Consider the following 14,309-nt stretch of genomic DNA (forward strand, 5'->3'; position numbering starts at 1 on the left):
GGATCCGGACGCTCCGGCTTGCAGTGGTAGGCCGTCTCCTTCTGGTGGTGAAACACGGGGGTCGGCTCCTCTGGAATGGCATGGGCCGATCGACGAGCCCATACGCCGAAGGCAGCGCACGAAAGATGCGTTCCACGACGAGTACTTTGCTGGCGATCTATACTCAGCTAATCGAAAATCATTCGCTGACTGAGCGGCGTTCATCGAGCATGGATACGAATCGTCATGTTCGAATAGTCTGGTGATATGCTTCGCTGACACCTGCGGCGAGACTGTCCTTTCGAGGATAGCCAGCTTCTCATCTTGGCAGTTTGCCGCAGGAACGCAGCGTAACTTGCGCTGTTCGCCTCTGGCATTCACAGCGAGGGGACATTCATGACCGTCAACGCCTGGCTTTGGATCGGCGCGATCGCGATGGCGATCGGCGCCGCGGTTCAGCTCGTCATCGGCTGGGGGCCGCGCACCCGCGACGTCGAGAACCACTACCTCCTGCACCTCTTCGTCTGCCTGGCGGCGATGGCCTCCTACCTGGTGATGGCGACGGGCGACGGCGCGATCCACCTGGCCGACGGCGGTCCCAACGGGCGCGACTTCTACTTCGCCCGCTACATCGACTGGTCGGTGACGACGCCGATGCTGCTGCTTGGGCTAGGTCTCACGGCCATGCATTCGCCCTTCCGGCGCTGGGCGGCGTTGCTCGGCGTCCTGTTCGCCGACAGCTACATGATCATCACCGGCCTCTTTGCCGGCCTCAGCCCGGTCGGCTCCAGCCAGAAGTGGCTGTGGTATCTCGTGAGCTGCGCCGCCTTCGCCTTCGTCTACATCGGCATCTGGGGGCTGTTCCGGGAGGAAGCGCGGAAGACCAGCGACGAGGCCGCCAGCATCTTCCGGACCAACGCGACGATCCTGTCGATCGTCTGGCTTCTCTACCCGGTCGTGTTCCTGCTCGGCACGGAAGGCACGCTGTTCATGGGCGACGTCCCGACCGCCGCCGCCTATACGATCCTCGATATCGTCGCGAAGGTCGGCTACGGCATCTTCTCGCTGCTGGAGACCAAGCGCAAGGCCGCCCGCGAGCTCGCCGCCGGGCTCATCCCCGAGCCGGACCTTCGTCCGGCCCCGGGAGCCTTCCACGAGGTCCGCGCTCCAGACCGCAACGAGATCGTCGGCGGCGAGGCGATCGAGCCGAACGAGCGACCCGTCGGCACCAGGCGCCGGACGTGAGCATCTCGGAAAGAGAGCAGGTTGAGCAAGCGCGGTCCGTCCGGCCGCACGACCTTCAAGACCTCCGGGACGGCCACGCCCTTCTCGCCTCGCTTGTGTTCCTGGCGGTTTGCGTCGCGGTCGGGCTGACGGGGCTGCCGAGCCGGGAAACTCAGCTGGTCCTGCTCGTTCCCGCTGTCGCCGTCGGACTGCCGCACGGCGCGCTCGATGGGCGAGACGGCAAGCGGCTGTTCGCGCCCCGGTACGGCCGGTTGTGGTTCGTGCCGTTTCTCGGCTGCTACGCCGCGCTGTTCACGGCCACTCTGCTGCTGTGGTGGCTCGCGCCCTTCCTCGCCCTGTCCGGCTTCTTGCTGATCTCGCTGGTTCACTTCGGCCAGTGCGACCGCGACCCGGCGAGCCGCTTTCCGCGCTTGTCGATCTTCGCGCATGGGGGCATCCCGATCGTCCTGCCGGCGCTCGCCTTTCCGAACGAAGTCGCGCAGCTGTTCGCTTGGCTCGTCGGCGAGCGGGACGCGGCGACGATCCTAGCTCTTCTGACCGGACCGGTTGCGGTCACCTGGGTAGCGGCGCTCTGCGTCGAGTGCGTGCAAGCCCTTCTCGAGCCGCAGGGCGCCCGACTGGGTGAGGCGCGACGCACCTTCAGCGCAACGGCTGCGCTGGTGCTGCTGTTCGCGACCGTGCCGCCGCTCCTCGCCTTTGCCTTCTACTTCGCGCTGTTCCACGCGCCGCGAGCGCTCCTGGAGGCCACAGAGGGCGAGGCGCCGGACCCACGCGCTGCGATCGGGCGCGAGCTGAAGGCCGCCATGCCCCTGTCGATCGCCGCTATGGCGATCGGCGTCGCCTTGTTCGTCTTCCAGCAGGCCGACGACTGGACGCCCGCCGTCCTGCGCTCCGTCTTCCTGCTCCTCAGTGCGCTCACCGTCCCGCACATGTGGCTCGAATATCGTCTCAACGCGCAACGCGCCGCTAGCTTGTGCACGTCCAACCTGGTCCGGAGACAGCCGGGCAACTGATGCAGTCCCTGTCACTCCTTCCACTTCTCGCCATCTTCGCGGCGGCGGCCGTCGCGATCTGGGTTGCCGGCGTCCAGCTCTCGAACACGACCGACGTCCTGTCGCAGCGGTTCGGCCTCGGACAGGCGCTCGGCGGCGTCATCCTGCTCGCCATCGCCACCAACCTGCCCGAGCTCGCGATCACCGCCAGCGCGGCTGCGAGCGGCAACATCGGCGTCGCGGTCGGCAACATCCTCGGCGGCATCGGCATCCAAACCGTGGTGCTCGTCGCGCTCGACGCGTTCGGCGTCCGGGAGAAGATGCCGCTGACCTACAAGGCCGCCAGCCTGACGCTGGTCATCGAGGGTCTGCTGGTCGTCGCCGTCCTCATCGTCGCGATCATGGGAACGCAACTGCCCGCCTCGCTCGTCTACGCCCGCGTCGGGCGGGACGCGCTCGCGATCGCGCTGATCTGGATCCTCGGCGTCTGGCTGATCGGGCGGGCGAACCGCGGCCTGCCCTGGCACGACAGCGCCGGCGACGCGCCGGACACGCAAAGCGAGCCGAAGGGCCATTCGCAAGCGAAAGCCGAGCAGGACGCGACCAGCAAAGGCACGAGCACCGTCCGGACGGCGATCGTCTTCCTCGTCGCGGCGGTCGTGACACTGGTGGCGGGCGTCGTGCTGGAGCGCGCCGGCGACGGCATCGCCGACCACATCGGCATGAGCGGCGTCCTGTTCGGCGCGACCGTCCTGGCCGCGGCGACATCGTTGCCCGAGCTCTCCACCGGGCTGACCTCGGCGCGGGCCGGCGACTACCAGCTCGCGATCAGCGACATCTTCGGCGGCAACGCCTTCCTGCCCGTCCTTTTCCTGCTCGCGACGCTAATCTCGGGCAAGGCTGTGCTGCCGGAGGCGCAGGACACCGACATCTACCTCGCCGGTCTCGCGGTGCTCTTCACCAGCGCCTACCTCGCCGGCCTGATCTTCCGCCCGAAGCGCCGCATTCTCGGCATGGGCATCGACTCGCTGGCCGTGCTCGTCCTCTACGCCGTCGGGACCATGGGCTTGTTCGCGATCGCGCTCCAACATGCCTGACGGGCTGGACATGCTCCTGCGCCTGATCGTGGCCACCGCCGGCGGCGCGGTGCTTGGCTTCGAGCGCTCGCGGCAGAACCGCGCCATCATGGGCTTCCGGACGCTGAGCCTCGTCGGCTTGGCGAGCTGCATCGCGGTGCTGGCGATCACGAACAGCGGCCTGCCGCAGATGAACGCCGACGCTGCCGGCCGCGTCGTGCAGGGCGTTCTGTCCGGCGTCGGCTTCATCGGGGCCGGGGCGCTGCTGCATGGGTCGAGCGGCCAACAGGTCCACGGCCTCGCGACGGCGGCCAGCATCTGGGTGTCGGCGGCGATGGGAACGGCGGCGGCGCTCGCGGTCTGGCCGCTGATCGCGGGCGGCGTGACGCTGGGACTGTTCGTGCTTCTTGTCGGCGGTCCGATCGAGCGCCGCATCCGTGAACATGCCCGCGGCACCGACGAGGAGGCGGATCGGCGCGATATGGAGGAGCGACCGTGACGCGACGGAGCCCATACCGATGACCGAGGCCGACGCCATCCACCTCGTCACGCGGGCCGTCGAGATCGTCGGCACCGCGATCATCGTCGTCGGCTCGTTCGGCGCGCTGGGGCTGTTCCTGCTTCGGCTGTTGAGCAACGCTGCACCTCGCGACGTGCTGTTCGCGAGCGTGCGCTCGAACCTCGGTCGGTCCATCCTGCTCGGTTTAGAGTTCCTGGTCGCGGCCGACATCATCAACACGGTGGCCGTCGAGCCAACGATCCAGAGCCTTCTCGTCTTGGCCGGCATCGTCCTGATCCGCACCTTCCTCAGCTTCTCGCTGGAGGTCGAGATCGAGGGACGCTGGCCGTGGCAAAAAGTCGGGAAGGCGGCCAGTTGAAGGAGCCGGGATCGTCCATCCGTACCCGGATGACGCTCAATCAGCGCACCGCGCTTGTATCAGTCCGCAAACGACCAAGCCACCGCCCTTCCCGCGGAAGCGGATTCGTTCTTCCACCCATCGCGGCGGTTCGGATGGTTGCGCCTCGTCGTGTGACGCAGCTGCTCAGGTTACCTGAAAGGACGTCGCAGTCGCGCCGCTACATTCTGTTCCTTCGGTGCTCAAGACGCCCAGCTCCTCAGTTTCACTTTGAGGTCTTGGCTTGCTTCATCTGGTGAATGTTCGCCTCGATCCAGTCGGCGAGCGCGGCGACCTTCTCCGCCGCCCCTTCACCGAGCGGCGTCAGCGTGTAGTCCGTATGCGGCGGCACGACCGGATAGGACCGGCGGACGACCAGCCCGTCGCCTTCCAGCCATTGCAGGGTCTGCGACAGCATGCGCTCGCTGATGCCGGTGACTTTGCGACGGAGTTCGCTGAAGCGATGGGTGCCGCCCTGCAGGGCAATCAGAACCAGAACGCCCCAACGGCTGGTCATGTGCAGCATGACCGATCGCGACGGGCAGCCGGGCTCGAAGAGGTCGCCACGGGCCACCCGCTCGAACATCGACTCCGGCTTCGATATGTCCGCGATCGACACCTGACGCTTACCTCGGCGTGCGTACTTCCTTAACGTAAGCTACTCGGTTATCCGGGATCGGGCAAGACAACCCTTCCAACCGGAGCCTCTTCATGCGGTACGCCATCACCGGAGCTACCGGCCAGCTCGGCCGCCTCGTCATCGACGCGCTTCTCGAAACCGTTCCGGCAGCCGACGTCGTCGCCGCCGTCCGCGATCCGGCTAAGGCGTCCGACCTCGCGGCGAAGGGCGTCGAGGTGCGGGAGGCGGACTACGACCGCCCGGACACGCTGCGCACCGCCTTCGAGGGCATCGGCAAGGTGCTGCTGATCTCGTCGAGCGCCGTCGGCGTCCGCGAGAAGCAGCACCGAGCCGCGATCGATGCGGCGAAGGCGGCGGGCGTCGAGCTTCTCGCCTACACGAGTATCCTCCACGCCGACACGACGCCGGCGAAGCTCGCCCGCGAGCACAAGGCGACCGAGGACGCGATCGCGGCGTCCGGCGTGCCGGCCGCGATCCTGCGCAACGGCTGGTACACCGAGAACCACCTGATGGGCCTCCAGCCAGCGCTGGAGCACGGCGCCATGGTCGGCTCCGCTGGCGAGGGTCGGTTCTCGTCGGCGGTCCGGGCCGACTACGCGGCGGCCGCGGCGGCCGTGCTCCTGTCGGCGGAGAGCCAAGCGGGACAAGTGTACGAGCTGGCCGGCGACGACGGCTACACGCTCGCCGAGTTCGCCGCCGAACTGTCGCGGCAGACGGGCAAGGAGATCGCCTACCGGGATCTGCCCGAAGCGGACTACAAGGGCGTCCTCGCGGGCGCTGGCCTGCCGGAGGCGCTCGCCGACGCGCTCGCCGACGAGGACAACGTGGCGCGGAACGACACGCTGTTCGACGACGGCCGAACCCTCAGCCGCCTGATCGACCGACCCACGACGCCGATGCGCGAGACCGTCGCCGCCGCCCTCGCAGGGTAGCGGCATGGGTCTGCGCCCGGCCGCTGATCACCATACCCAGGCGGCCGGGCGCGAACCACGCGGAGAGTTGCCGCGGCTGTGATCGGCGGAAACCGCCCCATCGCGCCTCAGTCCGAGGTTCGATCAAGTCCGAACACGACCCGTTCATGTCGAGGTAGGCGAGGTTGTGATGTTCGGGAGCCGACGTAGCAGATGCATTCAGCGCCGACGTTGACTTACCTGTCGAAAGCAATGGTGCCATGCAGTCTTACGGACCAACGCATGAAAGTTTCGACGATCAGTTTGATGAATATCTGATCTCCAACCTCAGCCTACGCCGCCGTACCTCCGGAGCCGCCCTTGCCTTCGACCTCGCTCTTGGCGCTCTTTGCAGCTGCATCGGCAACCGTCGAGAGCTTGTCGCCCAACGTCTGAGCCGTGGCAGTTAGTCCGTCCTTGCTTAGTCCCTGCGCTTCGACCTCGCCGGAAACCTGATCGAAGATCTGGCCCGCCACAGCTTTCGCATCGTCGAGTTTCGCCGCGACGATGGAGCTTGCGTGTTCCTTCGCCGCGTCGCTGGCCTCGCCCATGAACTGCCGCTCGATCTCGGTTCGGGGCAAGGCCGCCGCGAGACCGGCACCGATCGCCAGGCCGAGGATGCCGAGCGCCAGCGGCTTGTCCTCGAAGAACTCGCCGAGCGTCTGCTGCAGGTTCTCGGTCTGCGCGCGTGCACCACGTGCGACGGATCTCGAAGCGTCGTAGGCGGACGAACCGGCATTGGACGCCGCTTCGCCGACGCGGCCGGCGGCGGATCCCAAACCTTCGTAGGCTGCGGACAACCCGCTCGATCCGTGCGTCGCCGCCGCCGACGCGGCGCTCCCGACGCGTTCGGCCGGTGATCCGACGGTGTCAACCGGCGAGGTCCCGGAGCCGCCGGCCGAGGCTGACTTGAACGACATCCCCGACGCAGCGCTTTCGTCCGCAAAATGATGATCCGCGTTGTACCGCGCCGACCGACCGAACCGGAACGGGTTCGCCCTTTTGCTCCCACCAAGGAGCGAGACGTTCGCTCCCCCAGTCAACAGCCAAGCTGCGCCGATGCCGATGAGGGCTGCCGAGGCGGGGTTGGCCCGAACCGCCTCCGTCAGCCCTTCCACGAAACCGCGCGAAGCCGGGGTACTCGTCTCAGGCCGTGAGGTCCGAGGCTCGACGGGAATGTCGTTGACCCTCACCCTGCCGGTGCTCACAGGCGTTCTCTGGGTGCGCGCATCGCTCATCTTGCCTGTCCTTTCGCAGCCATCGGGTCTTTCCCGACCTGGCGCAGGGTTCGTTCGGGCACGAGGGTGTCGGCCTTCAGTCGCTGAAGGCCGAGCCACGCCAGGAGGCCAGCCGCTGCGGCGCCGACCAGAGTCGCGATGACCGAGGACGCGGCGGCGTTGACGCCCGCCGCCGTCAGCAAGGCCGCGATGGTGATCAGCAGCATGACGGCGGTCGCGATGCCGAACACCGCAGCGGCCGCCAGGAAGGCGACGGCCATGGACGCCCTGACGGCCTTGTTCGACAGTTCGAGCTTGGCGAGCTGGACCTCGCTGCGAAACAGCGCCTTCACCTGCGCCAAGGCATCAGAAACGAGGTCCGAGAAGGACCGGTCGTCGGCGGGCATCGTCATCTCGTGCTCCGTCGTCAGCCGGCGCGGAAGTCGCGAGTGCCCGGCGTGCCGGCGGGTTGCGACCGCGTCGGATAGGCCGCCCCGCCGTCCGCCGTCCGCGCCGCCGTCGCCCGCTTCTCGGCCGAGGTCATCAGGAAGCGCACCGCCGCGAAGCTCGCGAGCGCGCTGACCCCGAGGAACACCGCTGGCTGCCGACGAGCGTAGTCGTGGACGACGCCGACGAGGTCGGTCAGGTCGCGCCGGCGGATCTCGTCGGCCAAGTGCTCGGCTTCGCCCGCCGCCAAGCGCACCAGGCGCGCGACCTGCGGGATCTCGTCTTCCAGTTCGTCCGCCGCCCGGTTGATCGCACCGGCGATCCCCTTGACCCGGTCCGCACCGGCGGCCTTCTGGTCCTCGGCCATGCCGCGGGCCTGCTCGGTCGCCTCCGAGAACCCTTGCTTGGCCTTCTCGGCGAGATCGGCCACCGAGGCTTTCGCTTCGTCTGCGGCGGCCGACGCGGTCCTGCCGATGTCGGCGGCCTCCGCTTTCGCCTTCGCGGCGGCAGGCTTCCTCGTATCGGCTTTCGGCTCGCCCGGCTTGCCGGCGTCAGCCTTCAGATCGGCGCTCTTATTGGCTTCTGGCGGCGTCGTCGTCAGCTTGACGCCGGTGTCGGGGTTGTCGGTCGGGTTTGACATGGTTTCGATACCTCGAGCTTCAGCTGGGGTTGGAGGCGCCGGACTGCGACTTGGGTGGTTCCGGTTCGCTCGACGTCGCGCTGGCGACGGCCTTGTCCACGACGGCGCCGACCTTTTCGGCGACGTCCCGGACGGCGTGCCTCGCCTCGTCAGGGCCGATGCCCTGCTCGCTGGCCGCCTCTAGCGTATCGTCGAGCACGCGCCCGCCGGCTTCCGCGACGGCGTCGATACCGTGATCGACCGTCGCCTTGACCTGTTGTTTAAGATTGTCGCTGGTTTCCCCGAACAGGCGCGCTTCGGTTCGGCTGGACGGCAACAGCGCGGCGACGGCCGCACCGGCGAGAGCCGCCAGCCCAGCGACGACGAACGGGTTCTTGTCGACGGCTTCCAGCACACCGTTGCGGGCCTGACGCCCGGACGCCGCCATGCGATCGCCGGCGGCGGATGCCGCTCGCACGCCGCTCTCGTAGGTCTCACCGGCGAACTCGGTGGCGGCGTTCGCGAGATCGCTCGCGGCGTCTCCCGTCCCTTTCCCGAAAGCAGATACCCGATCCGACACGGACACGGCGGCGTCGCTCACCGATTGCGCCGCGTCCGATACGACTGCGTTGGCTCGATCCGCCACTGTGCCAGCTGCGGACGAAACGCTGCCGGCAGAACCGGCAGCGGAAGTGCGAGCGGACGCGGGAGCGGCGGTGCCGTCCCCCGAGGTTCGGCCAACGCCGCGGCTTGCGAGGGCTACGCCGGCGCCGATCAAGAGGAAGGGAGCCGGAAGGCGGCGCAACATGCCGAGCAGCGGATAGGCAGCGCCGACTCCGATCGCAGCGGTCTGCAACGGATGGTCCTGCGCCAGTTTCTGGAGTTTGGCCAACCTGTCCTGTCCGGAATGGACGACGCGGCTCGTGACGTCGTCCCGGATGCTGCTCGGCGAAAGCCGGCGGCGCAGTTCGCCAACCGTGCCGGCGAGGTCGGCGCGGATCCGCTCGGACTGCGCTTCGGCCTCGTCGATGTTGCTCGGCTGCAGTTCGGGAACGGCTCGGTCGGTCATGGCGTCGGTTCATCCATTGCGGTTGCCGGAGGCGGCGAAGTGAAGTGTTCCGACCAGCGCCGCTCGACCAAGGAATTGGTCGAGCGGCAGGAAGGTTGCGGCGCGAGCAGCCTTCAGTCGTTCCGCGTGGAGACCGTCGCCCGCCGCGTCGGGACGATGCGGTCGGCGTAGACCGGGTGGACGACGCCGGAGCGTCCGCCGAGCCAGCCGGCGATGGCGCCGAGCACGAGCGCGACGAAGGCGAGAAGCGAACCCTTCGAGACCACCGAAGCAGCCGTATCGGCGGCGTCGGTCGCCTTCTGCTTCGCTGAGGCAACGGTGTCGTTATAGCGCTTCTCGATGTCGGCGACCTGCGTCCGCGCCTGATCCTCTGGGATGCCACGGGCCTTAGCGAGCGCTTGCGCCGCCTGGGTACGGGCCTGGTCCTTGCCGGCTTCGTCGCCGGTCAGAAGACCGCGGACCGCGTTGACCGCGTTGACCGCGTTGACCTGCAGCGCCTGCGGATCGGTGCCGGTGGATTGGATCTGGCTCGTGATCGCGTCGAGCGGGTTCGAGTTGGCGAGCGCCGGGGCCGCGGTGTGGGCCGCGGTCTTTCCGAGGCCACCGAGCGTCGAGGTGACGCCCGAGAACACGCCGCCGACGATGCCACCGACCGCGCTGGTCAGAAGGTAGAGAACAAGGAGCGTCGTGAACGCCCACGTCGTCAGGCCGTGCAGCGCCCCGGTGGTCGCGACGGTCTTGCCGGACATGCGGCTGGAGACGTAGCCGCCGACGTAAGCCGCGACGATGCCGCTGAGGACGTACCAGATGCCGGCGCCGATCGAGAAGGTCGAGGCGGCCGGGTTGTCGCCGGTGCCGGGATCGAGCGTCGCGATGCCGATCCCGACGCCGAGCATGGTCAGGAGCACCTGCGTGATCAGCCCGACCACGACGCCGGCGAAGATTGCACCCCACGACACTCTATTCATCAGCTCGACGCGCCTGTCGTCCTCGAGCGTCGGGCCGGTCAGCAGGTTCGCGTCGAGTGGCGCCGCGGTGCGCACGGCATCCGTTCGAAAGGCATCGCGCGGCAGCGTCCCGGATACGCTGGTGAAGTCGCTCATGGTCGATGGTCTTTCGTTGTGCGGCTGGCCGTCCGCGAGGACGACGTCCAGCGTCGGTGATCGAATGAATGGAAGGCGCGACGCGCGCCTACCACTGCGAGGCTTCGGCCTCGGTCGGCAAACGGCCGTTCGGGGTGACGCCGTGCACGACGTCGGGCAAGACTTGGGATAGCTGCTGCAGGAGGTCGCCCTGCGGCAGGCCGGTCTGCTGCGACAGCTGGTCGACCGTGTCTTGGCCGAGTGCCTGGTTCAGCTGATGCGGCGCGATCGGCTGGTTCTCGCCGTCGCCGACCCACGAGTCGGCGATGCTGCCGTGGCCATTCTGCTGGAAGCGTTCGAGCAAGCCGCCGAGGCCGCCGGCTATGCCGCCGCCGGTCATGCCGCCGAGCAGCCCACCAAGGCCACCGCCTCCGCCGCCGAGCGCACCGGAGCCGAGCAGCGCCATCAGCGCCATGACGAGCGGCGACGAACCGCCGCCCATCCCGCCCATGCCGCCACCGCCGAGGCCACCCCCGCCCAAGGCGCCGCCGAGCATGCCGCCAAGACCGCCGCCCATGCCGCCCTGTTGGCCGCCCATGCGCGAGTTGATGACGTTGCCGATGACCTGATCGAGAAGTCCCATCGTTCGTATCCTTCGAAGGAGGAAGGCGGCCGGCGGATCGTCCCGCCGGCCACTTCGATGCTCAGAGCTTCTTGTCGGTGCCCCCGGACGGCAGGCCGAGCGTGCCGGTCCGGCGCGCCGACTGCTGCCGAACCTCGTCTTCGCTCAGCGACTGGTTGCGGCGCTCGTCCTCGATGTCGACTTCCGTGCGCCGCACCGTGTCGGAGACGGTCTCGGTACGCTCGGTGCCGACCTTCCGCAGGTCGATCTCCTCCTTCACCCGCGCTTCCTTCGACACGACAGCCTCTTCGGCCCGCTCTTCCAGCTCGAGCGTCTGGTCACGGAAGGCCGCGTCGCCGGCTTCGACAGGCCGGTCCACAGGGCGCCGCTCGATCTCGACGTGCTCCGAATGCAGCGACACGTTCTCACTGACCGGCTCCTCGCGAACGTAGGAGCGCACCCGAACGCGACCGCCGGCGACGTCGCGCTTGCCGACCTTGAGGTTCTCCTCGACGACCTCGATCGTGCCGTCGCGGTCCCGGACCCCGGCGTCGCCGCGCAGGTTCGTCGTCTCCGCAGCCGAACCGGACAGCTGCGCCGCACCCGTCCCCGTCGTGCCGACCGGACGCGTCTCGACGTCGTCCCGCGAAACGAGGCTGTCGCTGGATCCATAGCCGACCGCGCTCGACGTGCCGACCGCCGCCGCATCGTAGCCGGCGGACTGGCCGGACCAGCCTTCCGAGCGCCAAGTCGACTCGCGCTCGTCCATGTCGACCGTGCCTTCGTCATCCAGGATGTCGAGGATCGCATCGCGGTTGTGATCAGTGGTCGAGACGCTGACGAGGTAGCCGCCGCGGCTGAGGCCCTCGGCATAGGAGTGTCGGTCCTCGTCCGGCAGGAAGAAGTCGCCGAGCGCCTCGAAGAAGCCGCGCTCGTGGACCGGCTCGGTGGTCGTCGTCGTGGTCGTTGCGGTGGCCGACGAATCGGTGCCTTCGACCAGCCGGATCTCGTCGCGCGACACGCCGGCATCGACGACGCGCTCGATCGCAGCTTCCGCGTCGCTGCGGCTGTCGAAGAAGGCCGTCAGGGTCTGGCGGCTGGTAGTGGACGTGGTGTTGAGAGACATAAGCTCATTCCTCCTCGGTTGGGTTTGTCTCGTCGCTCGATCGCTCGACGACGACGCGCTGCTGGCGAAGGGTGACGGGGATCGCGACGTTCTCGGACGTCGTCTCGTGGCGGATGTGGACTTCCTCGACGAGGAACAGCCGCTTCTCCACCACCAGTCTTTCTTCGACGACCGGCAGGATCGTCACGCCGTTCTCGAGGCGAGGCTCGGGAACCGCGTCGATCATCCGGTCGACGGGAACACGCTCGATGCTGACGCTCCGCTTCGACACGGCGTCGCGCAACGTCTCCTCGACCGTGTCGGTGACAAGCTGGACGCGAACCGTTCCGGTGACATGCTCGACCTTGTCGATCCGCGCCGTCTCCTCGACGACGTCGATCACGGTGTCGGACCGCTCGCCGACCGCGGCCTCGAGCGGTCGAGCCGGCGACATCGAGCCGTCCCGGTCAACCGACATGGCGTCAGCGCTTCAGAACGCTGCGAACGCCGTCCTTGGCTCGGCCGACGCCGGACTGGACCTTGCCGGCGGCCTTCTCGGCCGCGCCCTCAGCCTCCGTCGCCCGGTTGCCGGTGATCTTGCCGACGGCTTCCTTGATCGAGCCGGCGGCCTGCTTGCCCGCGCCTTCAATGCGGTTCTTGTCCATCGCTGCTGCTTCCTCCTGCCGGAACCGGACCGCACGGCGGCGGTTGGTTCGATGCGGCGAGAGATGGGCAGCGCGCCGGCCACCAACAGAGCAGGAATGCTCAGCTGATAAGGTAGAATACTACTATTTTAACGGTTTGTTTATTTGGCTGGATGGCGAGTTCGACGCCAAGCCATGTTCGTGAGCCCAGACCACTACAGCACCGCGCCGGTTGACCCCGATCTTGGCGTAGATGCGGGCCACGTGATTGCGAACCGTGTTCGGCGACATCGACAACCGATCGGCGATCTGCGCGTCGCCGAGACCTTCGCAGATGACGCGAAGGACTTCGATCTCGCGTTTCGTCAACGCAGCAACTTCCCTCGGCGGCGTTCCGAGCGGTTGGACCCGCAGGTTGGCGAGCGTCGCAACGATGCTGTGGCTGAACCAACTGGCATCCTTCATCACCGTCTCGATCGCGGTGACGAGCTCCAGCTCGGAATGACGCCGCTCGGTAATGTCCTGGATCACCCACAGCACGCGCGGATCGTCCTCCACGGTAATCGCCGCCGCCGATACCAAGCAATCGAGTACGTCCCCCGCCTTGGTGCGAACCTTGGCGTCCGCGTTGTGCAGGCCGCCTGACGCCTCGATTACCTGCTCGAAACGCCGGCATGTTGCCGGCGTGTCCCAGAAGGCCAGCTCGCCGGGCCGCAGACCGACGGTCGCCTCGTCGTCATGGCCGGTCATGCTGTTGAAGGCTCGGTTCGCATCGATGATCTCGTGACCCTTCAGCGACGTGACGACCATCGCAACGGGCGCCATGCGGAAGGCGTGCGCAAAGCGCTGTTCGCTCTGTCGCGCCAGCCGTTCCGCCTTCCGCCGCGGCTCGAGGTCGGCAAAGGTGAACAGCATGTAGTCCTCGTCGTTCACCTCGATCGGCTGGCCGGCGACGATCACCAGCTTCGACGTCCCGTCCGGCAGATCGAGTTCGGACTCCATCTGCGGCACGGGACGCCCTTCGACGATCCGCTCCTTGGCGAGCTTGCGATCCGTCGCGTTGGCGAAGATGTCGAAGTCGAACACCGAACGTCCGACGATCGCCTCGCGCTCGAAGCCCGTCATGTCGAGGAAGCCCTGGTTGACCTTGACGAAGCGCTGGTCCGACAGGCGGCAGATCAGCGCCGGGGCTGGGTTGGCGCCGAAGGCCCGCTCGAACCGCTCTTCGGCCTCGAAACGCAGCGACGCGTCCTGCAGGATGAGCGCGAGGCATTCCGGCGCGCCGTTCTCGTCGCGGATCACGAGGCTGCGGATCTTGTGAACCCATTCCGGCTCGGCTGCGCCGGCTCTGGCGACCTCGACGATGACCTCCGAGAAGGCCTCGCCGCCGACCACGCGCTCGATCGGATCGCCGCCCGGCTCGACCGGGTGGTTGTTGCGGTAGCGCAGCTGGAAGCGCTCGCGGTAGTCCGAGACGGTCGGACCGAGTTCGTCAGTCGACAGGACGCCGTGCATGTCGAGCGCCGCGGCGTTCGCCCAGAGCAGCGTCTGGTCGGGATCGATCAGGATGACGCCCTCCGTCAAGCCGACGACGATCTCGCGCAGGACGTTCGCGCTGGTCGATCGAAGCGAGGCGGCGGAATGGTCGGTCACATTGCCTCTCCCGCCGAGTACGACGTCCATGGGCAAGTCGCGTTCGCTGCAACGACTTCAACGTCAAGTGAGA

17 protein-coding genes are annotated in these 14,309 nt (G+C 67.7%); 6 read left to right on the plus strand and 11 right to left on the minus strand.

Annotation, left to right across the window (positions count from 1 at the left end):
• The first annotated feature begins 375 nt into the window (after positions 1-375).
• The 5 genes from F6X38_RS21745 to F6X38_RS21765 are packed head-to-tail and all read left to right on the plus strand — an operon-like array spanning position 376 to position 4,170.
• Entirely contained in the window at positions 376-1,224 is an 849-nt protein-coding gene (locus F6X38_RS21745) for a bacteriorhodopsin (protein WP_150973568.1), read from the plus strand.
• A complete protein-coding gene (locus F6X38_RS21750; RefSeq protein WP_150973570.1) occupies positions 1,221-2,237 on the plus strand; it encodes a Brp/Blh family beta-carotene 15,15'-dioxygenase in 1,017 nt (338 codons plus the stop codon). Before F6X38_RS21745 ends, F6X38_RS21750 begins: the two co-directional genes overlap by 4 nt.
• Positions 2,237-3,313: a sodium:calcium antiporter gene (locus F6X38_RS21755; protein ID WP_150973572.1), complete on the plus strand. Its 1,077-nt coding sequence runs from the start codon at positions 2,237-2,239 to the stop codon at positions 3,311-3,313. Before F6X38_RS21750 ends, F6X38_RS21755 begins: the two co-directional genes overlap by 1 nt.
• The gene (locus F6X38_RS21760; RefSeq protein ID WP_150973574.1) at positions 3,306-3,791 is read left to right on the plus strand and encodes an MgtC/SapB family protein; all 486 of its coding nucleotides are present in this window, start codon (positions 3,306-3,308) and stop codon (positions 3,789-3,791) included. The genes F6X38_RS21755 and F6X38_RS21760 overlap by 8 nt, the downstream gene beginning before the upstream one ends.
• 19 nt (positions 3,792-3,810) lie before the next feature.
• Positions 3,811-4,170 (plus strand): DUF1622 domain-containing protein, encoded by a 360-nt coding sequence (locus F6X38_RS21765; RefSeq protein ID WP_150973576.1) that lies wholly within the window; start codon positions 3,811-3,813, stop codon positions 4,168-4,170.
• 244 nt (positions 4,171-4,414) lie between these two features.
• Here F6X38_RS21765 and F6X38_RS21770 read toward each other — a convergent pair whose 3' ends face one another.
• Positions 4,415-4,807: a winged helix-turn-helix transcriptional regulator gene (locus F6X38_RS21770; protein WP_425482906.1), complete on the minus strand. Its 393-nt coding sequence runs from the start codon at positions 4,805-4,807 to the stop codon at positions 4,415-4,417.
• 92 nt (positions 4,808-4,899) lie between these two features.
• On the opposite strand from F6X38_RS21770, the gene F6X38_RS21775 reads away from it, so the two are divergent.
• Positions 4,900-5,760 (plus strand): NmrA family NAD(P)-binding protein, encoded by an 861-nt coding sequence (locus F6X38_RS21775; RefSeq protein WP_150973578.1) that lies wholly within the window; start codon positions 4,900-4,902, stop codon positions 5,758-5,760.
• A 311-nt stretch (positions 5,761-6,071) separates the two neighbouring features.
• Here the strand turns inward: F6X38_RS21775 and F6X38_RS21780 are convergent, their stop codons facing one another.
• The 10 genes from F6X38_RS21780 to F6X38_RS21825 form a co-directional block, all read right to left on the minus strand.
• Positions 6,072-7,016 carry a hypothetical protein gene (locus F6X38_RS21780; protein ID WP_150973580.1) on the minus strand — a complete coding sequence of 315 codons (945 nt, stop codon included), beginning with the start codon at positions 7,014-7,016 and terminating at the stop codon, positions 6,072-6,074.
• Complete coding sequence (locus F6X38_RS21785; protein ID WP_150973582.1) at positions 7,013-7,408, minus strand: phage holin family protein; 396 nt, start codon at positions 7,406-7,408, stop codon at positions 7,013-7,015. Before F6X38_RS21785 ends, F6X38_RS21780 begins: the two co-directional genes overlap by 4 nt.
• 14 nt (positions 7,409-7,422) lie before the next feature.
• On the minus strand, positions 7,423-8,082 hold the full coding sequence (locus F6X38_RS21790) for a hypothetical protein (protein ID WP_150973584.1): 660 nt from the start codon (positions 8,080-8,082) through the stop codon (positions 7,423-7,425).
• Positions 8,083-8,101: 19 nt separating this feature from the next.
• Complete coding sequence (locus F6X38_RS21795; protein WP_150973586.1) at positions 8,102-9,130, minus strand: DUF3618 domain-containing protein; 1,029 nt, start codon at positions 9,128-9,130, stop codon at positions 8,102-8,104.
• A gap of 113 nt (positions 9,131-9,243) precedes the next feature.
• Positions 9,244-10,233, minus strand: coding sequence for a PhnA-like protein (locus F6X38_RS21800; protein ID WP_246191487.1), 990 nt, complete (start codon positions 10,231-10,233; stop codon positions 9,244-9,246).
• Between the two features lie 88 nt (positions 10,234-10,321).
• Positions 10,322-10,855, minus strand: coding sequence for a YidB family protein (locus F6X38_RS21805; RefSeq protein ID WP_150973588.1), 534 nt, complete (start codon positions 10,853-10,855; stop codon positions 10,322-10,324).
• A gap of 61 nt (positions 10,856-10,916) precedes the next feature.
• Complete coding sequence (locus F6X38_RS21810; RefSeq protein ID WP_150973590.1) at positions 10,917-11,960, minus strand: YsnF/AvaK domain-containing protein; 1,044 nt, start codon at positions 11,958-11,960, stop codon at positions 10,917-10,919.
• Between the two features lie 4 nt (positions 11,961-11,964).
• Positions 11,965-12,417, minus strand: coding sequence for a YsnF/AvaK domain-containing protein (locus F6X38_RS21815; RefSeq protein WP_150973592.1), 453 nt, complete (start codon positions 12,415-12,417; stop codon positions 11,965-11,967).
• A 4-nt stretch (positions 12,418-12,421) separates the two neighbouring features.
• Positions 12,422-12,604 (minus strand): CsbD family protein, encoded by a 183-nt coding sequence (locus tag F6X38_RS21820; RefSeq protein ID WP_150973594.1) that lies wholly within the window; start codon positions 12,602-12,604, stop codon positions 12,422-12,424.
• A 123-nt stretch (positions 12,605-12,727) separates the two neighbouring features.
• Positions 12,728-14,236 (minus strand): helix-turn-helix transcriptional regulator, encoded by a 1,509-nt coding sequence (locus F6X38_RS21825; protein ID WP_246191488.1) that lies wholly within the window; start codon positions 14,234-14,236, stop codon positions 12,728-12,730.
• Positions 14,237-14,309: the final 73 nt, after the last annotated feature.

It is taken from the genome of Plantimonas leprariae (genome assembly GCF_008802405.1).
Taxonomy (GTDB): domain Bacteria; phylum Pseudomonadota; class Alphaproteobacteria; order Rhizobiales; family Rhizobiaceae; genus Plantimonas; species Plantimonas leprariae.

Excerpts from the sequence above, each read along its gene's own strand:
- F6X38_RS21765 (WP_150973576.1), top strand. The coding sequence starts at position 3,811 with ATGACCGAGGCCGACGCCATCCACCTCGTCACGCGGGCCGTCGAGATC.
- F6X38_RS21795 (WP_150973586.1), bottom strand. The coding sequence starts at position 9,130 with ATGACCGACCGAGCCGTTCCCGAACTGCAGCCGAGCAACATCGACGAG.
- F6X38_RS21785 (WP_150973582.1), bottom strand. The coding sequence starts at position 7,408 with ATGACGATGCCCGCCGACGACCGGTCCTTCTCGGACCTCGTTTCTGAT.
- F6X38_RS21760 (WP_150973574.1), top strand. The coding sequence starts at position 3,306 with ATGCCTGACGGGCTGGACATGCTCCTGCGCCTGATCGTGGCCACCGCC.
- F6X38_RS21805 (WP_150973588.1), bottom strand. The coding sequence starts at position 10,855 with ATGGGACTTCTCGATCAGGTCATCGGCAACGTCATCAACTCGCGCATG.
- F6X38_RS21775 (WP_150973578.1), top strand. The coding sequence starts at position 4,900 with ATGCGGTACGCCATCACCGGAGCTACCGGCCAGCTCGGCCGCCTCGTC.
- F6X38_RS21790 (WP_150973584.1), bottom strand. The coding sequence starts at position 8,082 with ATGTCAAACCCGACCGACAACCCCGACACCGGCGTCAAGCTGACGACG.
- F6X38_RS21815 (WP_150973592.1), bottom strand. The coding sequence starts at position 12,417 with ATGTCGGTTGACCGGGACGGCTCGATGTCGCCGGCTCGACCGCTCGAG.
- F6X38_RS21810 (WP_150973590.1), bottom strand. The coding sequence starts at position 11,960 with ATGTCTCTCAACACCACGTCCACTACCAGCCGCCAGACCCTGACGGCC.
- F6X38_RS21745 (WP_150973568.1), top strand. The coding sequence starts at position 376 with ATGACCGTCAACGCCTGGCTTTGGATCGGCGCGATCGCGATGGCGATC.
- F6X38_RS21780 (WP_150973580.1), bottom strand. The coding sequence starts at position 7,016 with ATGAGCGATGCGCGCACCCAGAGAACGCCTGTGAGCACCGGCAGGGTG.
- F6X38_RS21820 (WP_150973594.1), bottom strand. The coding sequence starts at position 12,604 with ATGGACAAGAACCGCATTGAAGGCGCGGGCAAGCAGGCCGCCGGCTCG.
- F6X38_RS21800 (WP_246191487.1), bottom strand. The coding sequence starts at position 10,233 with ATGAGCGACTTCACCAGCGTATCCGGGACGCTGCCGCGCGATGCCTTT.
- F6X38_RS21755 (WP_150973572.1), top strand. The coding sequence starts at position 2,237 with ATGCAGTCCCTGTCACTCCTTCCACTTCTCGCCATCTTCGCGGCGGCG.